21 protein-coding genes and 1 other annotated feature are annotated in these 25,499 nt (G+C 41.0%); of the genes, 9 read left to right on the top strand and 12 right to left on the bottom strand.

The window, feature by feature from the left end:
- Positions 1-67 precede the first annotated feature (67 nt).
- Together hisD and hisG are read right to left on the bottom strand one after the other, a co-directional pair.
- Complete coding sequence (hisD, locus tag EL121_RS07560) at positions 68-1,354, bottom strand: histidinol dehydrogenase (RefSeq protein ID WP_039198881.1); 1,287 nt, start codon at positions 1,352-1,354, stop codon at positions 68-70.
- 122 nt (positions 1,355-1,476) lie between these two features.
- On the bottom strand, positions 1,477-2,376 hold the full coding sequence (hisG, locus tag EL121_RS07555; protein ID WP_039198879.1) for an ATP phosphoribosyltransferase: 900 nt from the start codon (positions 2,374-2,376) through the stop codon (positions 1,477-1,479).
- Between the two features lie 35 nt (positions 2,377-2,411).
- Positions 2,412-2,555: a sequence feature (His leader region), on the bottom strand.
- 201 nt (positions 2,556-2,756) lie between these two features.
- On the opposite strand from hisG, the gene EL121_RS07550 reads away from it, so the two are divergent.
- Entirely contained in the window at positions 2,757-3,614 is an 858-nt protein-coding gene (locus EL121_RS07550) for a phosphoribosylaminoimidazolesuccinocarboxamide synthase (RefSeq protein ID WP_039198877.1), read from the top strand.
- Positions 3,615-3,703: 89 nt separating this feature from the next.
- Here the strand turns inward: EL121_RS07550 and EL121_RS07545 are convergent, their stop codons facing one another.
- From EL121_RS07545 to EL121_RS07525, 5 genes are all read right to left on the bottom strand, one after another.
- A complete protein-coding gene (locus EL121_RS07545; RefSeq protein WP_039198875.1) occupies positions 3,704-4,021 on the bottom strand; it encodes a DUF2322 family protein in 318 nt (105 codons plus the stop codon).
- A 66-nt stretch (positions 4,022-4,087) separates the two neighbouring features.
- Positions 4,088-6,175 carry a TonB-dependent siderophore receptor gene (locus EL121_RS07540; RefSeq protein WP_039198873.1) on the bottom strand — a complete coding sequence of 696 codons (2,088 nt, stop codon included), beginning with the start codon at positions 6,173-6,175 and terminating at the stop codon, positions 4,088-4,090.
- Between the two features lie 46 nt (positions 6,176-6,221).
- On the bottom strand, positions 6,222-8,174 hold the full coding sequence (gene fhuB, locus EL121_RS07535) for a Fe(3+)-hydroxamate ABC transporter permease FhuB (RefSeq protein ID WP_039198871.1): 1,953 nt from the start codon (positions 8,172-8,174) through the stop codon (positions 6,222-6,224).
- Positions 8,168-9,121, bottom strand: coding sequence for an iron-siderophore ABC transporter substrate-binding protein (locus EL121_RS07530; protein WP_039198869.1), 954 nt, complete (start codon positions 9,119-9,121; stop codon positions 8,168-8,170). The genes fhuB and EL121_RS07530 overlap by 7 nt, the downstream gene beginning before the upstream one ends.
- On the bottom strand, positions 9,121-9,885 hold the full coding sequence (locus EL121_RS07525) for an ABC transporter ATP-binding protein (protein WP_039198867.1): 765 nt from the start codon (positions 9,883-9,885) through the stop codon (positions 9,121-9,123). Before EL121_RS07525 ends, EL121_RS07530 begins: the two co-directional genes overlap by 1 nt.
- Before the next feature lie 231 nt (positions 9,886-10,116).
- Here EL121_RS07525 and EL121_RS07520 point away from each other — a divergent pair, with 231 nt between their 5' ends.
- From EL121_RS07520 to EL121_RS07510, 3 genes are all read left to right on the top strand, one after another.
- A complete protein-coding gene (locus EL121_RS07520) occupies positions 10,117-11,166 on the top strand; it encodes an extracellular solute-binding protein (RefSeq protein ID WP_039198865.1) in 1,050 nt (349 codons plus the stop codon).
- Between the two features lie 113 nt (positions 11,167-11,279).
- Positions 11,280-11,849: an acetate uptake transporter gene (locus EL121_RS07515; RefSeq protein ID WP_015674507.1), complete on the top strand. Its 570-nt coding sequence runs from the start codon at positions 11,280-11,282 to the stop codon at positions 11,847-11,849.
- A 294-nt stretch (positions 11,850-12,143) separates the two neighbouring features.
- Positions 12,144-13,781: an ABC transporter substrate-binding protein gene (locus EL121_RS07510; RefSeq protein WP_039198863.1), complete on the top strand. Its 1,638-nt coding sequence runs from the start codon at positions 12,144-12,146 to the stop codon at positions 13,779-13,781.
- A gap of 71 nt (positions 13,782-13,852) precedes the next feature.
- Here the strand turns inward: EL121_RS07510 and pdxH are convergent, their stop codons facing one another.
- The 4 genes from pdxH to EL121_RS07490 all read right to left on the bottom strand — a co-directional run bounded on the left by pdxH (position 13,853) and on the right by EL121_RS07490 (position 16,769).
- Positions 13,853-14,482: a pyridoxamine 5'-phosphate oxidase gene (pdxH, locus tag EL121_RS07505; RefSeq protein WP_039198861.1), complete on the bottom strand. Its 630-nt coding sequence runs from the start codon at positions 14,480-14,482 to the stop codon at positions 13,853-13,855.
- A 74-nt stretch (positions 14,483-14,556) separates the two neighbouring features.
- Entirely contained in the window at positions 14,557-15,894 is a 1,338-nt protein-coding gene (gene srmB, locus EL121_RS07500) for an ATP-dependent RNA helicase SrmB (RefSeq protein ID WP_039198859.1), read from the bottom strand.
- Between the two features lie 22 nt (positions 15,895-15,916).
- The gene (gene rimI, locus EL121_RS07495) at positions 15,917-16,354 is read right to left on the bottom strand and encodes a ribosomal protein S18-alanine N-acetyltransferase (RefSeq protein WP_039198857.1); all 438 of its coding nucleotides are present in this window, start codon (positions 16,352-16,354) and stop codon (positions 15,917-15,919) included.
- Entirely contained in the window at positions 16,347-16,769 is a 423-nt protein-coding gene (locus EL121_RS07490) for a DNA polymerase III subunit psi (protein ID WP_039198854.1), read from the bottom strand. Before EL121_RS07490 ends, rimI begins: the two co-directional genes overlap by 8 nt.
- Before the next feature lie 104 nt (positions 16,770-16,873).
- Between EL121_RS07490 and rsmC the strand changes: the two genes are divergently transcribed.
- A complete protein-coding gene (gene rsmC / locus EL121_RS07485; protein ID WP_129545057.1) occupies positions 16,874-17,863 on the top strand; it encodes a 16S rRNA (guanine(1207)-N(2))-methyltransferase RsmC in 990 nt (329 codons plus the stop codon).
- 451 nt (positions 17,864-18,314) lie between these two features.
- Entirely contained in the window at positions 18,315-19,205 is an 891-nt protein-coding gene (locus EL121_RS07480) for a LysR family transcriptional regulator (protein ID WP_039198850.1), read from the top strand.
- Between the two features lie 77 nt (positions 19,206-19,282).
- Here the strand turns inward: EL121_RS07480 and EL121_RS07475 are convergent, their stop codons facing one another.
- Positions 19,283-19,960, bottom strand: coding sequence for a DNA utilization protein GntX (locus EL121_RS07475; RefSeq protein WP_039198847.1), 678 nt, complete (start codon positions 19,958-19,960; stop codon positions 19,283-19,285).
- A 129-nt stretch (positions 19,961-20,089) separates the two neighbouring features.
- On the opposite strand from EL121_RS07475, the gene EL121_RS07470 reads away from it, so the two are divergent.
- The 3 genes from EL121_RS07470 to EL121_RS11680 all read left to right on the top strand — a co-directional run bounded on the left by EL121_RS07470 (position 20,090) and on the right by EL121_RS11680 (position 25,468).
- The gene (locus tag EL121_RS07470; RefSeq protein WP_039198844.1) at positions 20,090-20,899 is read left to right on the top strand and encodes a Cof-type HAD-IIB family hydrolase; all 810 of its coding nucleotides are present in this window, start codon (positions 20,090-20,092) and stop codon (positions 20,897-20,899) included.
- Positions 20,900-21,004: 105 nt separating this feature from the next.
- On the top strand, positions 21,005-22,468 hold the full coding sequence (locus EL121_RS07465; RefSeq protein ID WP_039198842.1) for a porin family protein: 1,464 nt from the start codon (positions 21,005-21,007) through the stop codon (positions 22,466-22,468).
- A 204-nt stretch (positions 22,469-22,672) separates the two neighbouring features.
- Positions 22,673-25,468 carry an autotransporter outer membrane beta-barrel domain-containing protein gene (locus EL121_RS11680; RefSeq protein ID WP_231554678.1) on the top strand — a complete coding sequence of 932 codons (2,796 nt, stop codon included), beginning with the start codon at positions 22,673-22,675 and terminating at the stop codon, positions 25,466-25,468.
- Positions 25,469-25,499: the final 31 nt, after the last annotated feature.

Genomic DNA, 25,499 nt, shown 5'->3' with positions numbered 1-25,499 from the left:
CTGCAACCGATTTACTTGTCGCAGAGCGACAACATTATACGTAACCACGCACGTTAGTACGTGGGGGCTAGGCAATCTTCGCTAATCGAATCGATACCGCCTGCTTATGTGCTTCCAACTGTTCCGCACTTGCCATCACTTCCACTGTTTTCGCTAAATCTTTAAAGCCCTGTGAGGTGAGTTCTTGCACGGTCATTCGTTTGCTGAAATCGGCTAAACCTAAGCTTGATGTGGTTTTGGTGTAGCCGTAGGTCGGCAGAACGTGGTTGGTGCCGCTGGCGTAATCACCCATACTTTCTGGCGAATAAGCCCCCAAGAAAATCGAACCTGCGTTGTCGAGTTGGTCGAGTAGCGAGCGGGCGTTTTCCACTTGAACTACCAAGTGTTCAGGGGCGTATTCGTTGCTGATTTCGACCGCTTGTTCAAGGCTTTCTGCGATGAAAATTCGGCTGTGTTCCAACGCTTTGCAAGCGGTCTCTTTTCTAGGTAATTTTGCAAGTTGGCGTTCAATAGCAAGTGCGGTCTGTTTTGCTAAGGTTTCACTTGGAGTCACTAAAATTACTTGGCTATCCGCCCCATGTTCCGCTTGAGAAAGTAAATCACTTGCCACAAAATCAGGATCTGCATTTTCATCCGCCAACACTAACACTTCCGAAGGTCCTGCCTGCATATCAATCGCTGCACCGTTTACCGTTTGCGAAACTTGGCGTTTCGCTTCGGTTACAAAGCTATTACCCGGCCCGAAAATTTTATCCACTTTCGCCACGGTTTCTGTGCCGAATGCCATTGCTACAATCGCTTGAGCACCGCCCACTTGGTAAATGGTTTCCACGCCGCAGAGATCCGCTGCGTATAAAATCGCATCGGTAATCGGTGGTGGCGAGCAAAGCACCACTTTTTTACAACCTGCAATTTTTGCCGGAATCGCCAACATTAAGACAGTCGAAAATAATGGCGCAGAGCCACCCGGAATATACAAGCCAACACGGTTAATCGGGCGAGTTACCACTTGGCAACGCACGCCTGCTTGAGTTTTGATGTCCACTGGCTGTGGAATTTGTGCGGTATGAAATTTTTCAATATTCGCTTTGGCATTTTGGATCGCCTGTTTTAGTTCATCTGATAAACGATCACTTGCCGCTTGAATCTGCGCTTTTGAAACAACAAGATTATCTAATTTCACTTTGTCGAATTTTTCCGAAAGCTCAAATAATGCCTTGTCGCCCTTTGCCAATACGTTTTCACGAATAGAGTCAACCGCTTGTTGAATATTGAGCGAAGAACTGATTGCCGGACGGGTTAATGCCTCTTTGCGTTGTTGTTCGGTTAGGTTTTTCCAAATTAGGGTTTGCATATTTTTCTCCTGTCCCCACACTCACGTATGGGGTTATTTATAGTGTGGTTGCTCCGCAACCTTATTCTGTATAATGTCGCAGAGCGACATCACCATGCGTAACCACGTATGTTAGTGCGTGGTTAAGCCAACATCTTCTCAATCGGCAGTACTAATACCGAACTTGCACCCATTTCTTTCAGTTGTTCCATCGTTTCCCAAAACAGATTTTCTTGGCTGACTACGTGCATCGCAACACGGGCGGAATCATTAGCGAGCGGGAGAATGGTTGGGTTTTCCACACCCGGTAAAAGTGCGGTGATTTCTTTGAGTTTATCTTTTGGGGCGTGCAGCATAATGTATTTACTTTCCGCCGCTTGTTGTACGCCTTGAATTCGGGTGAGTAGGCGATCGACTAACGCTTGTTTTTCGGTTGAAAGCGGTTCGGCACGTTGAATCAGGCAGGCTTTGGATTGATAAATCACTTCCACTTCTTTTAAACCGTTCGCTTCTAACGTTGCGCCGGATGAAACCAAATCGCAAATCGCATCGGCTAAACCGGCGGAAGGCGCGACTTCGACAGAGCCGTTAAGTAAGGTGCTTTTAAACGCTACGCCCTTTTCGTTCATATAGCGTTTGAGTAAGTTCGGATAGCTGGTGGCGATACGTGAATTAACAAAATCTTGTATGCCGTTATAAGTGCGGTCACGATCGATTGCTAACGACAAACGGCAGCCGCCAAAATCCAAGGTACGTAATTTTTTATATTCAACCTGCTCACCTCGAGCAAGACGACCGAGTTCCTCTTCTTCCAGTACATTTTCCCCAATCACGCCGAGATCCACTACGCCTTCAAAAACTAAGCCCGGAATATCGTCATCACGCACACGCAAAATTTCAATCGGCATATTTTCCGCATAAGCGATTAAGCGCTGTTCATTCCAGTTAATTTTCACGCCGCATTGTTTGAGTAATTCGTTGCAATCTTTGCTTAAACGCCCTTTCTTTTGCAGTGCGATACGTAAACGGTTTGTTGTTGTCATTTTGTCTTTCCCATGTTGTGTTTAAATTTTAGATATAAAAAAACCTCTCGAAAGTTGCCTTCCGAGAGGTTATGTATTTTGCTGCTGTATGCGATTGCGATTTATACGTACTCGGAAGATTGCTATCTTCCGACCACACTCAAATGCCCGAAAGATATCAGGTTGAATGATGGTGATGATGAGTACGGATAAAGTTCATAATAGGTTCTCTTATATAAAATTCGTATAAATTTTGTTGAGTTGCTATTTAAAATACGCTCAAAATTTATAGATTGCAAGTTGTTTTTTGATAAAAATTTCTTCTTTTAGAATAAATTCGCAATCGTTTGCGTAAAAGGGTATAATTCGCTTAATTTTTTGTTCTAAAGGAATTTTTAACCATGCAAATTAGCTTAAAAAAAATCTATTCGGGAAAAGTACGTGATCTTTATGAAATTGATGATAAACGTATGTTAATGGTAGCCACCGATCGTTTATCCGCATTTGATGTGATCTTAGATGATCCAATTCCTCGTAAAGGCGAAATCCTCACCCAAATTTCTAATTTCTGGTTCCAAAAATTAGCGCACATTATGCCGAATCATTTCACCGGCGATTCCGTTTTTGATGTTTTACCAAAAGAAGAAGCGGAAGCAATTCAGCACCGTGCCGTGGTTTGTAAACGCTTAACACCGGTAAAAATTGAATCGATTGTGCGTGGCTATTTAACCGGTTCGGGTTTAAAAGACTATAATCAAACCGGCACGATTTGCGGTTTAAAATTACCGGCAGGTTTAGTGGAAGCAAGCAAATTGCCACAACCGATTTTCACCCCGTCAAGCAAAGCGGAAGTGGGCGATCACGATATTAATATTTCATACGAAGAATGCGAACGCCAAATCGGTGCGGAATTAGCCGCAAAAGTACGTGATGCGGCAATTGCACTTTATACTGAAGCGGCGGAATATGCACTCACTAAAGGCATTATTATTTGCGATACCAAATTTGAATTCGGTTTAGATGAGAACGGCACGCTGACTTTAATGGATGAAGTGCTAACCCCTGACTCAAGCCGTTTTTGGTCGGTAGATACCTATCAAGAAGGCACAAACCCGCCGTCATTCGACAAACAATTTGTGCGTGACTGGTTGGAAAACAGCGGTTGGAACAAACAAGCTCCGGCACCGAAAGTACCGGCGGACGTAATTGAAAAAACCGTGGCGAAATACCAAGAAGCGTTAGATTTATTAACCAAATAATTCTCGCTTTTCCCTAAAAGCAAGCGGTCGGATTCTGCAAATTTTTGCAAATTCCGACCGCTTGTCGTTTATGAATTACTTCACGATGATCACTTTGCGACAGGCTCGAGCGTTAATGCTAAATCTTCGTTAATGACTTTAAATAATAAATCGATATTCGGGTGTTTACCGGCATTTTGTTTTGCGTCTTCCACGTGTTCGGCAAACCATTCAATGCCTTGTTGTGCCGCTGAAGCGGTTAATTTCCCGTCAAATTTTTCCGCTAAGGCGTTGTAAAGTTTAAGTGAACCCAATTTACCTTCCACAGCCGGAATATGATGAATCACTTCCCCTTGTGCATTACGCACATTTAAACCGGCAAGATGATCAACCGCTGAAAAGGTTGCTAAATAGTCTTTAAATTGCATATTGTTTCCTTATGGTTATGATAAAAAAGAGCTGAGATTATCAGCTCTTTTGATAGGTTTTGCAAATTAGAATTTGTAACTTACTGTGGCATTTACTTTACGTTCCGCACCATAGTAGCAGTAGTAGTCACAAGCAGCGACATACTTACGGTTGCCTACGTTATCCACATTAAGCTGTGCCGACCAGTTTTGATTGATATTATAACGAGCCATTAAATCCACCACTGTTGCACTTGGCACACGAACGTGTGAATAGAGCGAGCCTTTTGAAGTTACGCTATGCCCTAAATAACGTACACCCGCTCCCACCGTTAAGCCGTTTAATACGCCATCAGTAAAGTTATAAGCGGTACGAGCCGCTAAAGCATTAGTCGGAATCAGAGACTGACGAGTTTTCTCACCGGTTGCCGCTTTGCTTTCCGCTTTCGTATAAGTGTAAGCTAAGGTTGCATTCCAATTCTCAGTCAAGTTTACATCGGCTTGAAGTTCAAAGCCTTTGCGATAAATTGGATCAGCACTGCTGATCGTTGCACCGGTGCCATTATTCACTAATGCACCGGTATCTTTCGCTCGGAATCCGGCAAGCGTAATCACGCCATCTAACCAAGTCGGCAAATATTTCACCCCGAGCTCATATTGGCGAGTGATATTCGGATCATACAGTGACTGATTACCGCTTAAACCAACCGGTAAGCGGAACGACTCGCTATAACTAAAGTATGGATTTAAACCGTATGCGCCTTCATACATTAATGAGCCGGAGTACGAAGTATGATTGTTTTTAACCGTCTGCTCAGAGGTATATTCGTTTTGACGCGCACGATCATGACGAATGCCAAAACCTAAGAGATATTTATCCGCAATACGAGCTTGATTTTGTAAATAGAAACCTAACTGACGAGATTTAATATGCGTATCCGTGCCAACCGGTGTCCCAGTTTGGTTCCAACTTGCACGATAATCACGTAAATTTGCCGTATAACCTAACGCATATAAGCTATATTGTGCATCCACTTTATTGTGGCGATAATCCGTACCGACTACCACCGTATTTTTTAACCAATCGTTTTTGAAATCCCAGCTAATACGGTTATCCGTTGAGTGTGAGATTGCTTTACCCTGATTAAATACAGTTTGACCCGATACATTATAGCCGTTAGCACTTGGTGCGACTGCCGACCAATCCGCCGCATATGCTGACGGATAAATGTAACCGCCTCGGTGATTGTTTTCTACATGACTGTAGCGATAACTTGAGTTTGCGCGCAAGCCATTACCAAAATCATGACTTAATTCATAACCGATACTGTATTGTTTATTCTCTTCATGATCATTTACCGGATCACCAAAGTTTAGGTTTCGGCTATAGTATGAACCGTCCGGCAATGCACGTAACGTCCCTTCTTGCGGGTAGAAATTAGAACTTGGCGTGCCGCTATCCTTTTGATAGCTGGTTAAAATACTTAAGCGGGTACGCTCCGAAATATCCCATTCAAGGCTTGGCGCAATATAAACCGTTTTATTATCGGTATCTTTCCATTCCCCGTCCGCATGGTTTAATGAAGCCACGACACGATAGCGAACATTTTCATCATCGGTAATTTTGCCGGTGTAATCCGCACCAAAGCCATACAAATTATTGCTGCCAAAATTCGTTTTAAATTCACCACGACCGATTTGATCTCGGTGCGCACGCTTAGTAACATAGTTAATTAAACCGCCTGAATTTGCCGCACCAAACGTCATTGAATCTGCGCCTTTAGTCACCTCTACCGCTTCTAAACCGAACGTTTCCACGTAAGGTGTGAAAAAGCCGTAGCTAAAAGTCGGTAAGCCGTCCACAGCTTGAGAAACTTCCGCACCACGTACTCGGAACCAGTTGGTATTGGTATCATTACCAAAGACTTGGTTAGCAAAACCAGCCTGATAACGCCCGATTTCGTCCGCTTTTTTCACATCTTGTTTATCCAAATCTTCACGGCTGATTGCGACCGCTGATTTCGCTTGATGTACCGGTACTTCGCCCATTTTGTACATTGAACCGGAAGAAACCACCGACACCTCATCCAAGACTGCGGTTTCTTGTGCGATTGCCGGTGAGATGGCTAAGGCTACTGCCGAAGCGACTGTCGAATAGAAAAACGTTTTTTTCATTTTATTCACCCTAAAGTGTTGTTAAGAATTTTTTAAATTGTGAAAGCTAAACTCTTCTTAGCATTAATAAGAAATAAGTTCCGCCGACTAATGTGGCGACTAAGCCTGCCGGAATTTCATACGGAAACAATAACTGTCTGCCGAGCCAATCGGCAAGCGACATGATCAATCCGCCCAAACAAGCTGAGATCAAAATCTGTTGTGGGACTTTTTTTACCCCTAAAAAGCGCACCATTTGCGGCACCAGTAAACCGATAAAACTTAACGGCCCGATAACTAAGGTCGCTAGCGCAGTTAATAACGCACTAAATAAAATTAAACACCAGCGAACTTGTTTTAAATTTAAACCGAGCGATTGTGCCATCGGCGCTTGTAACGCCAGTAAGGCGAGCCAACGGCTGAAAATCAAACTTGCAAAAAGTAGCGCAAAACTGAGCGCTAGCAAACCGATAGCCAATTCATTACTCACATTTTGGGTCGAACCTGATGTCCAGGCAATCAGTTGATTGGCTCGAGGATCGCCACTGGCAACCGCTAAACGTTGCAAGGTATCAAACAATGCGGCAAGACTGATACCGGTCAGCAATATTTTTTCCGGCAACATACCGTTACGTTGATTAATTGCACATAATACAATTAAGGCTACGCACGCCCCAAGAATCCCTGCCAACCAAAACCATTCGGTTTGTTGTGCGCCAAACAGAAATAAAGCGGCTAAAACACCCATTGAAGTGCCGGAAGACACCCCCAATAATTCGGGGCTTGCCATCGGGTTTAAAGTCAAACGCTGTAAAATCACACCGGCGACCGACAATAAAATCCCAACCGCTATCGCCACCATTAAGCGAGGAAAGCGCAACGCAATCAGCTCGCATTGTTGTGTCCACTGCCAGCCGTTGATACCTTTGCCGACAAATAACGCTAAGCAAATTGCCAACGCTAAACCGCCGAGTATCAAAACAAGAACAAGCGGTCTAAATTGACGAATTTTTTGCGAATCCGCTTCTTGCAAACGTCCGGTATGCGGTAAAGCACTAAACATCAGACAAAGCAACAATGGCGTACCTAATAAAGCGACCACCGCACCGGTCGGTAAATGAATCCCGCTAAAAAAGGCAAATAACTGTAACAGCAAATCCGTATTCGCCAACAATAACGCCCCCAGCACAAAAGCAGTACATAGTTGATGACTAAAACGACGAATATGCAGTTGGCGAACGATAGTTGCCGAAGCCAAGCCGATAAAACCTAACATACCGACTTTCGCCACCACAACCGCAATTAAAAATGCCGCAATCAATACACCGATCACTCGCAATTTAGCAACCGGCACACCTAAGCTCTGTGCATTCGCATCATTTAATGCCAAAATGGTTAGCGGACGAATGAATAAACCGATAAGCAATAACACCGGTATGGTTTGAGCAATCAATAATAACGAATCCCGCCAACTTTCTTGCACTAAAGAACCGGCGCCCCATTGCGCCAAACCTCGAGATTCTTCCGGATAAAACAACATCATTAGCGCGGAAAACGAACCGAAATATAGATTTACCACTAAACCGGCAAGGATCAGCAATAAAGGCGACATTGTTTTTCGCATTGCCAAACTCAGCACTAAAATCAGGCTGAGCGCCGCACCGATTAATGCGACCGCACTTGAGCCGTATTCCAGCCAATCCGGTAAAAAAATCGCCGTTAAAAATAAGGCGAATTGCGCACCGCTACTAATGCCAAGCGTATTATCCGATGCCAACGGATTCGCCATCACTTGCTGTAATAATAAGCTTGCTAAACCTAAAATTCCGCCAGCAAGTAATGCCATCACAATACGCGGTAAGCTATAACTTTGAATCAGCAGTAGTTCCAGATTTTCACTTGGCAAAAATAGCGAAACCAACCCGCTTCCGTCCGGCAGTTGTAGCATTAATACGGTCAGTAGCAGTCCGAAAAATAGCACAGCTAATCCGCTGAACAATAATTTGCTTGCTTTTACCATTGTTCGCCTCCGTGCAATAATCCGTTAGCAAACATTTCGGCAAAACGTTGGGCGGAAGGAATACCGCCAAATGTCCACACTGCCGGTAAAATTAACGGATCTTTCGCCATGGCTAAATGTTGCCACAAGGTGTTGTAACGTAAGGCGGAACCGATGTTCGCCGGATACGGTTTTACCACCACTAAACGGCTATTCGGCGCAAGTTTGGCTAACTGAGTGACATCAATCGTCTCAAAGCCCCACGCATTTTGCGAACCGTTCCACGCATTGTGAAAGCCGAGTTGTGATAACACCGCACCAAACGGGCTGTTTGCGGCATAAATGCGTAAATGGCGTGTATCAATAAACTGTACCAAGGCAATCGGGCGCTCCAAATAAGGCTGAACAAGCGGTCGAATTTCACCCATTTTTTGCCAATAGTTGGTCATGAGCTGCTCAAATTCCGCCTGTTTATCGGCAATAAATGCTACTTTACGGCTGGCATTCACAATATTTTGCCAAGCATTGCCTTCCGTATAAAAATCGACTAATGTCACAGTAGAAAACGGCTCGAGCGTAGCGGTGGCTTGGGCGTAAAAACTGCTATTAATAAAATGCAAATCGTGATCGCCCTGTTTTAAGGCAAGAATCTGTTCCGGATTCGGTTGCATTCGCACGCCGAGATCTAAGGTGCCATGCGATAACGCCGGTTCACTGACCCACTGCTGATAACTTTTTACATCACCGACCGCCACCGGTTTCTCACCTAACGCTATTAATGTTTCGGCAACCGTCCAATCCAAGGTCGCAAAAGATTTTGCCTTCACCCCACAAGACATTGCAAAAAAAAGCCCAAAAATGACCGCTAATGTTTTAACCACGGAGAAACACGGAAGCTCACGGAAAATACGATAAATATTTTCTGTGTTTTTCTGTGTGTTCCGTGGTAAAAAAATAAGTCGTTTCATCAATAAAAACTCACCGGTCGTTTGGTTTCAGGATGTTCGATCACATTCAGATCAATGCCGTAAATTTGTTTTAATTTCGGGCTGTTTACAATCTCAAACGCATCACCCTGCGCCAATAATTTGCCGCTATGCAACGCCACAAGCTGATCACAATAACGTGCTGCCAAATTAATATCATGAATCACAATAATCACACCTAAATTCAGCTCGTGCGCTAATTTTTTGACCAATTCCATCACTTCTACTTGATGAGCGATGTCCAAGGCGGCAAGCGGTTCATCCAACAATAAGAATTTGCTTTGTTGCGCCAATAACATTGCCAGCCAAATGCGAGAACGCTCACCGCCGGAAAGCGTATCCACCAACTGCTCGGCAAACTGTTCAGTGTGGGTTAGCGCTAAGGCTCGTTCGATGGCTTCATGATCTTTTTGTTTATTAGAACCGAATAAGCCGTTCCACGCATAGCGCCCCATGGCGATAAGCTCTCTGGCGGTCAGATTGGTAGCTTGCGGGAGATGTTGAGGAAGATAAGCAACTTGTTTAGCAAAATCTCGTGATGACCATCGGCTAAGTTCTTGCTGATTAAATAGAATTCTGCCGCCGGATAACGTATTTTGTTTCGCCAATAATTTGATTAAGGTGGATTTGCCTGAGCCATTGTGTCCGATTAATCCGTACACTTTACCTTGCTCGAATTGCAAAGAAACTGAATGGAGTAAAGTTCGAGTAGGAATAGCAAAAGTCGCATTTTCAATTAAAAACACAATAGCTCCAAATAAATAAAAAGAAGATTATTCTAATTAAAAATTATTAGCATTAAAATAGATTTATTGTATTTTAATATATTCAGTCAATACAAGCGGTCAAATAAACAAAAATTTTTACAATTTTAACGACTATTTATAGAAACTAAGTGCGGTTATCGCTATAATTTTATGTTTTTGGACTAGGTATTACGCCTAGTTTTTTATTGACCTTTTTCAGAGGATAAAAAATTGATTAAATTCGGTCGTGCATTTTTAGCAAAACTTGCTGTATTAAGCCTCGCGTTTTCTGCACTCACCGCACAAGCTGCTGAGAAATTATACGTTTATAACTGGACGGAATACGTACCTTCATCACTCCTAGAAAAATTCACCAAAGAAACGGGAATTGAAGTCATTTATTCGACATTTGAAAGTAATGAAGAAATGTATTCAAAGTTAAAACTTTCAAATTCAAAAGGTTATGACATCGTATTTCCTTCCAGCTACTATGTTGGCAAAATGGCGAAAGAAGGAATGCTTGCCGAGTTAGATAAAAGCAAATTAACTAACTTAAATTACGTGACACCGGAATTGATGGCAAAACCGTTCGACCCAGAAAATAAATACTCTCTGCCTTATGTGTATGGCTTAACCGGTATCGGGGTAAATTCACAAGATTTTGATCCAAGTACGATTTCGAGCTGGGGCGATTTATGGCGTGATGAGTATAAAGGCAAATTGCTGATGATGAACGATCCGCGTGAAGTGTTTCATATTGCCTTATTACTTGATGGTAAATCACCGAATAGCGAAAACGAACAAGAAATTCAAAGCGCTTATCAGCGTTTACAAAAATTAGTGCCGAATGTATTAGTTTTTAACTCGGATTCACCGGAAATGCCTTACTTACAAGGTGAGGTTTCCGTAGGGATGCAATGGAGCGGCTCTGCGCACCGTGCTAAAAGTGAAAATCCGGATTTAAAATTTGTGTTCCCGAAAGAAGGTGCCGTAATTTGGATGGATAACTATGTGATTCCAAAAGGTGCGGTAAATAAAGACGCGGCACATAAATTTATCGATTTCTTATTACGCCCTGAAAGTGCGAAAGAAGTAATCGAAACCATGGGCTTTTCTATGCCGAATGAGGGTGTAAAAAGTCTGCTTTCTCCAGAGCTTGTCAATGACCCGCTAATTTTCCCGCCAAAAGAGGAAATTAATAAAGGTATTTTACAAGCAGACGTAGGCAAAGCCGTTGAAATCTACGAAAAATACTGGAATTTGCTAAAAACGGGCAAATAGTTATTTGCAAAATTTGAAGAAATAACAACTGCTTGTTATTTCTTGCAACTCAAACGTCCTTCCAATCGGAGGGGCGAATACTTTAAACATTAAACAACGACTCGAGGTCTTAAATGTCAAATCATAACTCTTTAACTGCGAATCCGGGCCCACTAGGTTTATGCGGTTTTGCATTAACAACTTGGTTACTTAGCTTAATCAACAACGGAACATTCGGTGGCGAAAACGTAGGCTTAGTGCTTGCAATGGGCTTTGCTTTCGGTGGTACTGCACAAATGATCGCAGGTATGTTTGAATTTTCAAAAGGTAACACCTTTGGTTTCACTGCATTCACCAGCTACGGCGCTTTCTGGTGGTCATTCGCATTATTCAAAGTATTCTTCGCTGAAGGTGTAACTGCACCGTTCATCGGCTGGTACTTAGTAGCTTGGGGTACATTCACATTAATGATGTTTATCGGTACATTAGCAAAAGCACGTGCATTACAAGCAATCTTCTTAGCATTAACCATCACCTTCTACTTATTAGCAGCTGGCGATTTCACCGGTGATCACTCACTTACTCACATCGGTGGTAACTTCGGTTTATTAACTGCATTATTAGCGTTCTACTTAGCGGCGGCAGAAATTATCAATGAAAGCTTCGGTCGCACAGTATTACCAATCGGTGCACCAAAACAATAAGAGTTAATTCTCGCAATAAGGACGCTACGGCGTCCTTATTTTTTGAGAACCTTTTCTTTATTCATACAAGTATGAATACTTGATAGCAGTAAACTGATTCGTGAAACTTATTAAATAATATAAGCGGTCTGATTTCTCACTTTTTTTGCAAAATTCGAGGGGAATCAGACCGCTTTTTATATCTTTTCGTTATAACGAAATGCCTTTTGTTCTTTACTCCATTGCTCAGAAAGGGTAATCTCTCGCAACTTTTTATTTTGCGATTTATTTAAAATCCTACTTGGAGAAGCACTTATGAAATTAGCGACTTTAACTAAAGTAAGTGCAGGTGTATTAGTAGCACTTGCCTTAACCGCTTGTGACGATAAAAACACTGATGCTAAAACCGCAGAGAAACCGGCTGCCGAAAAAACTTTCGTGAACTGCGTTAGCCGTTCACCGCAATATTTCAGCCCGGCACTGGCAATGGACGGTATTTCGTACAATGCAAGTTCTCAACAAGTTTATAACCGTTTAGTTGAATTCAAACGCGGTTCAACCGAAATTGAGCCGGCGTTAGCCGAATCTTGGGATATATCCGAAGACGGCTTAACTTACACTTTCCACTTACGCAAAGGGGTAAAATTCCACTCAAATAAAGCATTCACGCCAAGCCGTGATTTTAATGCGGATGACGTGGTATTTTCATTTAACCGCCAATTAGATCCGAATCATCCTTATCATACGGTATCAAAAGCAACTTATCCGTACTTTAAAGCGATGAAATTCCCAACCTTATTAAAATCGGTTGAGAAAGTGGATGATCATACGGTGAAATTTACCTTAACCAAACGTGATGCGACTTTCGTTTCAAGTTTAGGTATGGACTTCACTTCAATCTATTCTGCGGAATATGCGGATGCGATGTTAAAAGCCGGTAAACCGGAAACCATCGACACCACACCGATTGGTACCGGCCCGTTTGCTTTTACTGGTTACGTGTTAGATCAGGCAAGCCGTTATGTTGCACATAAAGACTATTGGAACGGTAAAGCCGATTTCGACCGCTTAATTTTTGAAATTGTGCCGGATGCCACAACTCGCTATGCGAAATTACAAGCAGGTCAGTGCGATTTAATCGACTTCCCGAATGCAACCGATATTGAAAAAATGAAAACCGATCCGAAAGTGCAATTACTTTCACAACCGGGTTTAAATATCGCTTATGTTGCATTTAACACCGAAAAAGCACCGTTTGATAATGTGAAAGTACGTCAAGCGTTAAATCTTGCGGTTGATAAAAAAGCAATTATTGATGTGGTTTACCAAGGTGCCGGTATTGCGGCGAAAAATCCGTTACCGCCAACCATTTGGGGCTACAATGACAGCTTAGCGGAATCGGAATTCAATATCGAAAAAGCGAAACAATTACTCGCAGAAGCAGGCTATCCGAACGGTTTTGAAACCGAACTTTGGGTACAGCCGGTAGTGCGTGCATCAAATCCGAACCCGCGCCGTATGTCTGAAATTATTCAGGCTGACTGGGAAAAAATCGGGGTAAAAGCAAAATTAGTGACTTATGAATGGGGCGATTATATTAAACGCTCAAAAGCAGGCGAATTCACTGCCGGTACTTACGGTTGGTCTGGCGATAACGGTGATCCGGATAACTTCTTATCACCATTATTCGGTTCAGCAAACGTTGGCAACAGTAACTATGCTCGTTTTAACAGCCCTGAGTTAGATGCGTTATTAGACAAAGCACTCAGCTTATCAGATAAAGCAGAACGTACTAAACTCTACGAACAGGCACAAGTATTGTTAAGAGAACAAGCACCGTGGATTAACGTGGCACACTCAATTAACTTTGCGCCGACTAGTAAACGTGTACAAGACTACAAACAAAGTCCGTTCGGTTACACTTATTTGTACGGTACAAAACTTGCTGACTAAAAATCTTCGATTAATTTAGTCAAATCAACAAAAAATGGTGAGAAATCTCACCATTTTTTATCTCTGCAGCCTTATGGCGATAACCTTTCTTTATGCCACTTTCCTTCAACAAGGCGATAACAAATGCGATCGTGCAAACGACTTGGTCTGCCCTGCCAAAATTCAATACGTTCCGGTAATACGATATAACCGCCCCAATGTGGTGGGCGAGGCACTTGTAACGGGTGTTTCGCCGCAATCAATGCCGCCTTTGCCACTAACTCGCTTTTACTGGCTAACACTTGACTCTGATTACTCGCCCAAGCACCGACTCGGCTGGTATAAGGACGGCTGGCAAAATAGCGATCCGATTCCTCAGCTAAAATTTTCTCAATCTGTCCTTCAATCCGTACCGAACGCTCTAACTCCGCCCAGAAAAAGGTTAATGCGGCATAAGGATTTTGCTCAATCGCTTGCCCCTTACGGCTTTGATAATTGGTAAAAAACACAAAGCCGTTTGGATTCACTTCTTTTAATAACACAATACGGCTGGTCGGTTTGCCATCAAGAACGGTAGCAACGTTCATCGCTGTCGGCTCATTCACTTTAGCAGCAATCGCTTCCTGTAGCCATTGTTCGAATTGCTGAATTGGATCCGCATGGCAATGAGCTTGGGACAGTTCTTGTTTACTATAATCTTCTCGGATGTTGTGTAGATCCATGTTTTTCCTCTACAAACTAGAAAACAAAAGCGGTCAAATTTCTGCAAAATTTTGCAAAAATTTAACCGCTTGTATTACGCAGATTTTGCCGCTTCTGAAGTCGGTTTACGACGTTTACCAATATTTTTGGTGTCTTTATGACGCACTTTTACTTTGGCTTTTGCCGCTTCTTTCTTCGCTTCTTTACGTTTTTTAATACGTGCTTTTTCTTTTTTGGTCGTAGTATTCAACTCACCGTCTTTCGGCGCTTTGGTACGAGGTTCTAAACCTTCAATCACCCTCGCTTTTAACAACTCTTCGGTATAGCGTTTGATTTTGCCTAACAGTTTGTAATCATGCGCTTCAACCAACGAAATCGCCGATCCTTTTTTACCGGCACGAGCGGTACGACCGATACGGTGCAAATAGGTATCTGCACTGTACGGTAAGTCGAAGTTAATCACATAATCGACATCATCAATATCAATACCACGAGCGGCAACATCCGTCGCTACCAATACATTCACTACACCGTCTTTCAAACGGGCGATCGCTTGGTTACGCTGAGTTTGTGCCATATCGCCTTCTAAATAAGTCGAACGTAAGCCACGTTTACGTAACGTATCGCTTAACTCACGCACATCTTCACGACGGCGAACGAATACAATCGCTTTTTCCATTTCCATCGTAGAAATTAAACGAGCAAGCAATTTGGTTTTGTGTTCTAAGTTATCCGCATGGTAATACCATTGTTGGATTTTTTTACGCTCACGGCGACTTGGTTCCGCATCAATTTTTAACGGGTTATCCAAAATACGGTCGGTAAAATCCACCAATAACTCGCCTTCCAGCGTTGCCGAGAATAACCACGTGTGTTTACGCCAACGGGTTTCCGCCGCAATTTTTTCCGCATCTTGACCAAAGCCCATTTGTAACATACGGTCTGCTTCATCAAAGATCAAAATCTCTACCGCACGGCAGTCAAAATTTTCTTCTTTGATATATTGCATTAAACGTCCCGGTGTCGCGACCACAATATCTTGGTTGCTGTTAAACACTTCGCCGTGGTTTTGATACGCCACACCGCCGGTAATCGTCGCAATACTAAGCTTGGTAAATTCGGCAAAAGCTTGCGCTTCTTCCGCTACTTGCATCGCAAGCTCACGAGTCGGCGTTAAAATTAAAATACGAGGTGCGCCCGGTTTACGGCGTGGGTAATCCAATAAATGTTGAATTGCCGGCAATAAAAATGCGGCAGTTTTGCCGGTGCCGGTTGGTGCCGAACCAAGTAAATCACGTCCGTCAAGCGCGTGTGGAATGGTTTCCGCTTGTACGGCGGTCGGGCGTTTGTAACCTTTTTTATTGAGTGCTTTTAACAGTTGAGGAGCTAAATCTAATTCCTCAAAGGTCATGAATGGGGTTTCAGTGGTCATTATGTTTAATGTTCCTAATTATTTATAAATACAGTGCCATCACAACGGCATTTTCTCTTGCGCCACTCGGTGTCGGATAATAATTTTTACGAATAGTGACTTCATTAAAACCGAGTGCGTCATATAATTTTTGTGCGGCGAGATTGGATTCTCGCACTTCCAGCCAAAGCGTTAAGATACCTTGTTCACGCAGTCTTTCAATTAAGGCGGATAATAAACGTTTGCCGTAACCTTTTGCTTGAAAACTCGGATCAACAGCGATATTAAATAAAGTTGCTTCGTCCAATACGGTTTGACAAATGGCAAAAGCCACGATTTGATCTTGCTCGGTCAGCTTGAGATTTAAGTATTTGTCGCCTTGATTGTTGAGTAACGTGCCTTTGCTCCAAGGTACAAGATGAGCGGCTTGCTCAATCTCAAACAAGCGGTCAAAATCCGATTCATTAATGATTTCAATCATGATTATCCTCAAAATGCTGACAAAATGCCGCCATTTGTTGCCAAAGTTGGCGTTTAGTCGCCACACCAGTTAATTCTTGCCACGAGCTATGTTGCCAAGCGGTCTGATTTGCAAATTTTTTTGCAATTTCAACCGCTTGTCCTTCCGATTGGATTAGCCAAAAAATAGGATGATGTTCAAAAGATAAACGCAAGGCTTGTTCTGCATCCAACCATTGATATTGGTTAGGCTGCAACTGCAAAGTGCATAAAATGTCCGAAAACAGACCGCTAGTTTGATGATTCTCTTCACATACCACAACCAGTTTCACCGCTTTATCCAAGCGAATTTGCGCATCGCCCTTTAATACTTGCGGTTTTGTCAGCACCCATTGAGGAATATTCATCTCATTTAATAGCAAATCTCGCCGATTCATCTCATACCTCGCAAAAACAAGTAGGGAATAGTATCAAAAGTCGGTAAAATGCGGAAATGTTTTTATGATTAAGCCCCGTAATATACGGAAATAAAAGGATATTTATGCTCTCTCTTGAAAGTGAAGTGTTAAGCCGTCATTTGCCTTTGTTTGCAAATAAATCAATTTTACTTTTTGGCGATATTCGAGATCGCTTTGTCGATCAAATAAAAGCGAATGCAAAAAGTGTAGCCGTTTTTAGCAGTTATTTCGATTATGCACGCCAATATACCGATGTGAGCTTCGGTTTAGATTGCGAAATCAGAGCCGAATTGGCGGTATTTTTTTGGACAAAAAACAAACAAGAATGCCAATATCAATTACTACAATGGCTTTCGCAAGCCGATGTAGGACAGGAAATGTTGATTATCGGTGAAAACCGTGCCGGTGTGCGTTCGGTAGAAAAATTACTTGAGACTTACGGCGATATCGCCAAAATTGATTCCGCTCGCCGCTGCGGTTTATATCATTTTGAGCTCAAAAATGTACCACAATTTAACCGCAAAGCCTTTTGGAAATCTTACCAGTTATCGGATCTCACTATTTTTGCTTTACCTGCCGTATTTAGTTCGGCAGAATTAGACGGTGGCACGCAATTATTGCTTTCGAGTTTTAATAAAGCAGACCGCTTAAAAGGTAAAGTGTTGGATCTTGGCTGTGGTGCCGGTGTGATTGGGGCAAGTCTTAAACAACAATTCGAAAAAATCAAATTAACCATGTCCGATATTCATGCGATGGCGCTCGAATCATCTCGTCGTACACTTGCGGAAAATGCACTAGAAGGAGCAATTGTGGCAAGCGATGTTTTTTCAAATATCGAAGAACGTTTTGATTTGATTGTATCTAATCCGCCGTTTCACGATGGCATTGATACCGCTTATCGAGCAGTGGAAGATTTAATCGCCCAAGCGAAACAACATTTAAATCGCGGTGGTGAACTGCGTATTGTAGCGAACGCTTTCTTACCGTATCCGGATTTATTGGATAAAGCTTTCGGATCGCATAAAGTGATCGCTAAATCCAATAAATTTAAAGTGTATTCCGCCAAAGCTTAAAAACGAAAAAAGACGGCCAGAAAATCCTTTTCAGCCGTCTTTGAAAAAAAACCAGTCACAAAATACTTCTAATAATAATTCGTAAATCACTATCAAAATTGTTTAGTGTGGTTGATCACTATGCTTATTACTCCAATGTATTATTTACTTATTACAAATAACACTCATTAACAATGGAGATAATAGAAATTTTCCCTATTTCATTAATTCAACAAATCCTTTACATTGGAAATAGAAAATTTTCTATTTTTATACAAAAGTTCGCTAAGCAAAGACACCAAAAAGCCGTAGAATCTCATCGTAATTCTAAGGCATAACTAGTTCATATATGTCATTGCAAAAAAATAATGAAATAGTAAAAATTTCAAATTAATTGTAATGATTTAAAATGCCTTAACAACCCCATTTTACTTAATACACTATTAAGCAGAGCTTAATAAAAGGATTTTGTATGTATGATTACAAGGCAATGTTGGTCTTTGTAACCGTCGTTGAGCAAGGAGCGATGCAAGCGGCTGCAGAGAAATTGTCCATGACGCCTTCCGCGGTAACACAAACGATCAAAAAATTAGAAAATCAGTTAAAAATCAAGCTGTTAAACAGAACAACAAGAAAGCTATCTTTAACAGACGCCGGCAATATTTTTTATCAACATATTGCACATATTCAGCACAGTGCAGAAAATGCGGTTCGTAGTATCGAAGCACTTCGCTCTGAACCTGTCGGTGAATTAAAAGTCGCCTCCGTGAGTGGTTTAATTGATAGTTTTTTGATCAAAACGTTTAAAAACATTCTTGATAACCATCCGGAAATTCGTTTAAACATCACCTTTGAAGATAATCCGATTGATGTTTCAGAGCAAAAATTTGATATTTTATTGCGTTCGGGCAATATTACGGATGACCGTACTGTCGCGCGCCATTTACATAATTTTGAATGGGTAATTGTAGCGCATCACGACTATATTAAGCGCCATGGATTTCCCCAAAATTTATCTGAATTAGAGAAATTGGACTGGATTAATTATCCGAATAAAGGCATAAAAAAATTGCCCATCCAGCTTAATCGAGGACGAGATACCGCAACATTTATGCCCTACTATCGCATTACCTGTAATTCTCTTAATGCGGCCAAAGGGTTACTGTTAAACGGATTAGGTATCACTAAGCTTCCGATGAAATATATTCGAGAACATCTTGAATCCGGCGAATTAATTTCACTTTGTTCAGATTGGAAATTACCTAAAACACCACTGTATTTAGTTACGCCGCAACGTATTCAGTCAGAGAAAGTGAGAGTAGCAAGCCAATTAATCATTGATTACTTTAAAAATCTAACCTAGCCCGGCGACGAACTATTCAATACAAGCGGTTATTTTTGCAAAAAAATCTGTAAAAATGACCGCTTGTTTAAAACGAGCTAGGCTCGGGCTAATGTCCAAACCTGAATATGTTTTACACCTTGCTTGAGTAACTCGGCACAAATCGCATTTAATGTAGATCCGGTTGTCACCACATCATCGATAATCGCTACACTTTGATACGTTCTACTTGGCGTATAACGAAATGCACCTTTTAAATTACGTTTACGTTCATAGGCTGTGAGCTGCCGTTGAGAATATGTAGCCCTCACTCGCTTTAGGCTAACGTTATCTAAAGGAATATTCAGCCAATTAGATAAATGCTCGGCTAAGAGTTGTGCCTGGTTAAATCCCCTCTTCCATTCTTTTTGCCAAAAAAGCGGCACTGGAAACATTACCTCCGGTAATTCCAGTCGATGTGTTCTTTGCGCCTGTTTGATTGCCAATAGTAATAATCTAGCCAGTCCTTGATCCAACCAAAATTGATCTTGAAACTTAAAGCGATGAATCCAGTCGGAAAGTGGCGGCTTATAATATGCAACCTGAACAATTCGATGCCATTTTGGCTCATCACGTAAGCAACTGCCGCAATATAACTGATTTTCCGGTAATAAAGCGCCACAGCAACCACAATAGCAGCTTGTTTCTATTTTCCGATAACAAATGCTACAAATAGTGTGCTTTGCAATCGCTAGCGGCTGATGGCAATGAATACATCTAAATCCCCAATAATTCATATTCTCTCCTTTTTATTTTTGGTTTTATCAAACTTTAATCAGAAAAATAGGAGATTTTTTGCGATATAGATCGAAAAAAGAGTAAAATCTTCTTCAGTAATTCGCTTTTTATTAAGGACAAACCAACGAATGACCAGACCAAGTCAGCCAATCAAAATTATCTTCTTTGATATTGATGAAACCCTCTATGTAAAATCCAAAGCTTATATTCCCGATTCAATCACTCAACAAGTTATTCCTCAATTAAAAGAAAAAGGTATTATCCCTGCTATTGCAACAGGGCGTAACTTTGGCGGTTTTCCACACGCCTTAAAACCACTGATGGGTGAACACGGCTTTGAGTTATTTGTTACGATTAACGGTCAATACAATTTCTATAAAGACCAAATGATTAGCCAATACGGTTTAACTATTGAGCAAATTGAACGTTGTATTGAAAAACTCAATGCATTAGGTATTGCTTATGCGTTTGTCACGCCGGAAGAAATTGCCGTATCGGAAGAAAACCCAATCGTACGAGCAGCCACCGCACCAATAAAATCAGATTATGTGGTTGACCCGAAATTCTATTTAAAAAGTACTGCCGTACAAATGCTTGCTTTTTATCCGGAAAGCCGTGATGAAGAAATTTGTGCTTCCGGTCTTCTCTTAGACGAACTGAAAGCAGTACGTTGGAATCCAAATGCGGTTGATATTCTACGTATCGAAAATTCTAAAGCCCGTGGTATCGAAGATGTTATCCGTCATTTTAATTTAAATATCGAAAATACGATGGCATTTGGAGATGGTTTTAATGATATTGAAATGTTCGATACAGTCGGCTTTAGCGTTGCAATGGGTAATGCCGAAGAAGAACTGAAACAGCACGCCGACTATGTCACTAAGCATATTGAAGAAGACGGTATACTCCACGCATTAAAAGAATTTAAGATTCTTTAAACATCAAAGCTATCCGACAGGATAGCTTTTTTATGTAAAGGTCATTTTAATAAGAATAATTCTCATATATAATTCAAAATTACACTCTTTACTTAATAATATCAGATGAAATTAAAACTACTCATTTCTACCCTTGCTGTATCTACAGCATTCTCAGCATTTGCTAATACGACAGAACAACAGATTTCTGAACATTTAAACGACTTACGCAGCCAAACAGAAGTGGCAATTGAGTCTCGTATTCAAAAGCCGGTAGCTCGTCCAATATCCCAACCAACCGTTCAGCAGAAAAAACTGCCAAGTATGAGCAAAGAAGAGTTTGCTAAACGTCCGGATTTAATTTCGAATGCACTTATTGTGGCATTACATCAATCCAATCCTGATACAGTCAGCTTTCTCTATTCGTTTTATACGAAGCTTCCTTCACAATACCAAGATCCGATTGTAGTTAAGTGGTCTGAAGCTATTTTAGCTCGCCATAAAGGTAACCACGATATTGCAATCACAAACTATCGTGAGGTTTTAGCCGAATATTCAGATCTAGGCTCTGCTCGTTTACAGCTCGCAATGGCTTTATTTGAGAATAATGAATTGGAAGCGGCCGAAGATCAATTTCAAAAAATACGATCCGAAAATCCGCCTTCCCAGATTAAGGATGTCGTTGATCAGTATATTGACGCAATAGCGAATAAAGATCGCTGGACATTCTCTGGCGGTTTTACCTATTTAAACGATCCTAATATCAATAATGCACCAAAATCCGGCACAACTTACGGACAATGGAGCGCACCTAAATCAGAATCTGCACAAGGGATCGGCTTTAATTTTTATGCCGGCAAGAAATGGTCTTGGGGAAATAATTTCTATAATGAGTTCCGCCTAAGTAGTAATGGTAAATATTATTGGAACAACAAAAAATACAATGAGGCCAGCGTAAGAGGAAGCTTTGGTTTAGGCTACCAAACTTCTCGCTTTAACGTAGCCATGCTTCCGTTCATGGAACAAACACTTTATGCAGGTGGTTCAAGTAGTAACGATAGCTTAAAACGGTTCTCTAAAACGGGTGGTGCAACATTAGAAACCACTTACTGGCTCTCATCTAAATGGCAATGGGAGTCTAACTATGAATATGCGGAACAACGTTATATGTCTCGCAAGCATTTAAACGGTAATTATCATTTCATTTCGAGTGGCTTAACCTATCTTGCCAGTGCAAAACAATATTGGTTTGGTAACATAAACTACAATCGTACCGCAACTCGAGATAAAGATGACAGCTATATCCGCCGTGGAATCACTCTTGGCTGGGCACAAGAATGGCCATTAGGTTTATCAACTCGATTAAGTATTAACTATGCGCAAAAAAATTACAAAGCACCAATGCCGATCTTTGGTATTACGCAACGTAATAAAGAATACGGTGCATCACTAAGCTTGTGGCATCGCGCTGTTCATTATTGGGGAATTACGCCTCGCTTGACTTATAGCTTTAATAAAGTAAAAAGTAACCACGTATTTTATAGCTACGACAAACACCGTGCTTTTGTCGAATTTAGTAAACGCTTCTAAATAGAAGCTATCAATAAAACATGATAAAAGACCGCTTCCCCTCCAAGGCAAGCGGTCTTTTTTTACAAAAAATCTGCAAAAAGAACTTACATTTAACTAACATTTCATAAAATATAAAGATAAGTAAATATTCACTCTAGAATATCAAGAAAAGTCAAAACATACTATAAACTATACTAAGTTTCACCTAAGGATATAGTTTATATGAAATTTACTAAAAATCGTGTTGCATTAGCTATCTTATTCGGAGTGCCAGCTTCTTCTGTATTGCTTACTCCACAAATTGTTTATGCTCAGAGCATTATTGCTGTTTCTTCTCAAGCTGAATTTGAGAATGCCGTTCAAAATTCATTAGGAAAAAAAGGTACTGTTATTTCCTTATTGAATAACATTGTAGTAAGCAAATATACCGAAACAGCAAATGGGATCTTGCCTTTCACTTTAGGAAATAGCATCACTATAGAAGGGAATAATAATTCCTTGACTGTACGAGGAGCTCCACTTTCTCTTAGCGGTAATGTCACACTAAAAAATCTAAAACTCGAGCTACCACCAATTACTAATCAAATTAGTTTAGATCCAAATTACGTAATCGATAATGAGTTTGATCAATTTATTTATCTAAATGGTAACAAACTTGAACTTGATAATGTGGATACAAGCATTGCCCGTTGGAATGAACGTACTCGCCCAACAATCGTATTAGGTAATGGTCTTAATACTAACGGTGATAATAATAATGCTGAACTAATCTTAAAAAATACAACGGTAAAAAATATTATTGCAGGTAACTTAAACAATAAAGAAAAAACAACGAACTCAAAAATTATTATTGATAAGTCTTCATCGGTCTTAGATGCTGTCGCATTGGGTATAGAGAACAATCCTGTTTCAGGAAAAGTAGAAGTCATTACAGAATCACAAAACGTAAACCGTTTCAATGGAGCACATTCAACCAATAATAGTCTAGAAATCAAAGGGGTAACAGGGTTTAAGGATACCTCAATTGTTGAAATTCAAAATCTAACGCTTTCTAATAAATCAAATATTTCAGTCAATAATTTAAGCATCAACGGTACACTTACCCTTAAAGAGGGGAGTAAAATCAATGCTAATAACGCTTCTGATGACTTCTTCGGTATAAACCCGATTAATTTAGGTAGTATCAAGAGCGAAGGGGATAATGAAATTCGTCTAAAAGATGACAACAAGCTTACAATCACTGGTGAAGTATCTGGTAATTTAAACGTTGTTATTTCAGGAACTAATATCCAAAAAGACAAAGCATATGTAACCGCAAAAAATAATAAAAATACAATTAATGTTACCGCCCCTAATAGTTTACTCAATTTCAAAAATGAGAATGGTGAATACAAAGCTACCACTGATCTAGCAAATTCTGAAATTAAGCAAAATGGAGATAGCGTAACCGCAGATTCTAAACCCAATGCACCGGTTCCAAATATCAAACAAAATGGGGACAGCGTAACTGCAGATACTAAACCTAATGCACCGGTTCCAAACATCAAACAAAATGGAGACAGCGTAACTGCAGATACTAAACCTAATGCACCGGTTCCAAATATCAAGCAAAATGGAGACAGCGTAACTGCAGATACTAAACCTAATGCACTGGTTCCAAATATCAAGCAAAATGGAGACAGCGTAACTGCAGATACTAAACCTAATGCACTGGTTCCAAATATCAAACAAAATGGAGACAGCGTAACTGCAGATACTAAACCTAATGCACCGGTTCCAAATATCAAACAAAATGGGGACAGCGTAACCACAGATACTAAACCTAATGCACCGGTTCCAAATATCAAACAAAATGGAGACAGCGTAACTGCAGATACTAAACCTAACGCACCGGTTCCAAATATCAAACAAAATGGGGACAGCGTAACCACAGATACTAAACCTAATGCACCGGTTCCAAATATCAAACAAAATGGGGACAGCGTAACCGAAGACACTAATAATGCACCGATTCCAAACATCAAACAAAATGGGGATAGTGTAACCGCAGATACTAAACCTAATGTACAAGTTACAGAATTAGACACCGATGCTTTAATTGCTGCATTGCACCAAGCGGAAATGTTGCTGCAGCAACAGCAAAAAGCTCAGCGAATTTCGAATTTAGTCGAATCAAACGCAGCGGCGCAATTAAATAGTATTGCGGATGTGAATATGGATATCGCTCAGCAAGTGATTGAAAAATTCCCAACCGATGGTAATCAGTTCCGTGTATGGTCTAATAACACGGTTACGAATAGCTCTGCTTATCGTAATGCACAGCAACATTATGAAACAGATAGCTTCCGTTCTCAGCTTGGTGTAAGCGGTTTAGTAAATGCCAATACACAAGTTGGTGCTATCTTAACCGATGTGCGTAATAGCAATGATTTTGCTTATAACAACGGTAAACATCATTTGCAAATTGCTTCCGCATTTGTGAAATATCAAACAAATAATGGTACATTTGCTGCATTGGATCTAGGTGCGGGACGAATTAAAAATAAGCTAAAATCGGCAAACCAAACCGATAGCTTTAGCCGTAAACTTGTACAAACCGGCTTAACTTTAGGACAGGAACTAACTTGGAATCAGCTTGAAGCCACCGCGAAAACAGGTATTCGCTATAATCATTTAGGCCATGCTAATTACCAATTGGACGGACTAAATGTGCAAGAACAAGCGGTCGATTTTGTCAGCTATTTTGCAGGACTTGAGCTAGGCTATAAGTTTGCTCTAAACACTCACTTTAATATTAAACCATTAATCTCTGCAGAGTATTGGGTACATAACGGCGATGCGGAAATTAAAGTGGCGGATCGCGAATTCAGCTTAGAAACCGGCAATCGCCAACATTTAGCGGCAGGTGTGGAAATGGGATATCAAAATCTCAAACTCAGACTTTCAGCCGGTGTTACTGACGGTTCAAAAGTGGCGCAGCAAAATGTCGCAAAATTAAATCTGAACTACCAGTTCTAACCATATAAAAAACGGATATTCATCACTGAAT

This window comes from Actinobacillus equuli, assembly GCF_900636745.1.
Classification (GTDB): Bacteria; Pseudomonadota; Gammaproteobacteria; order Enterobacterales; family Pasteurellaceae; genus Actinobacillus; species Actinobacillus equuli.
The sequence above is the reverse complement of the archived record's forward strand: the minus strand, read 5'-3'. Positions and strand labels throughout refer to the sequence as shown.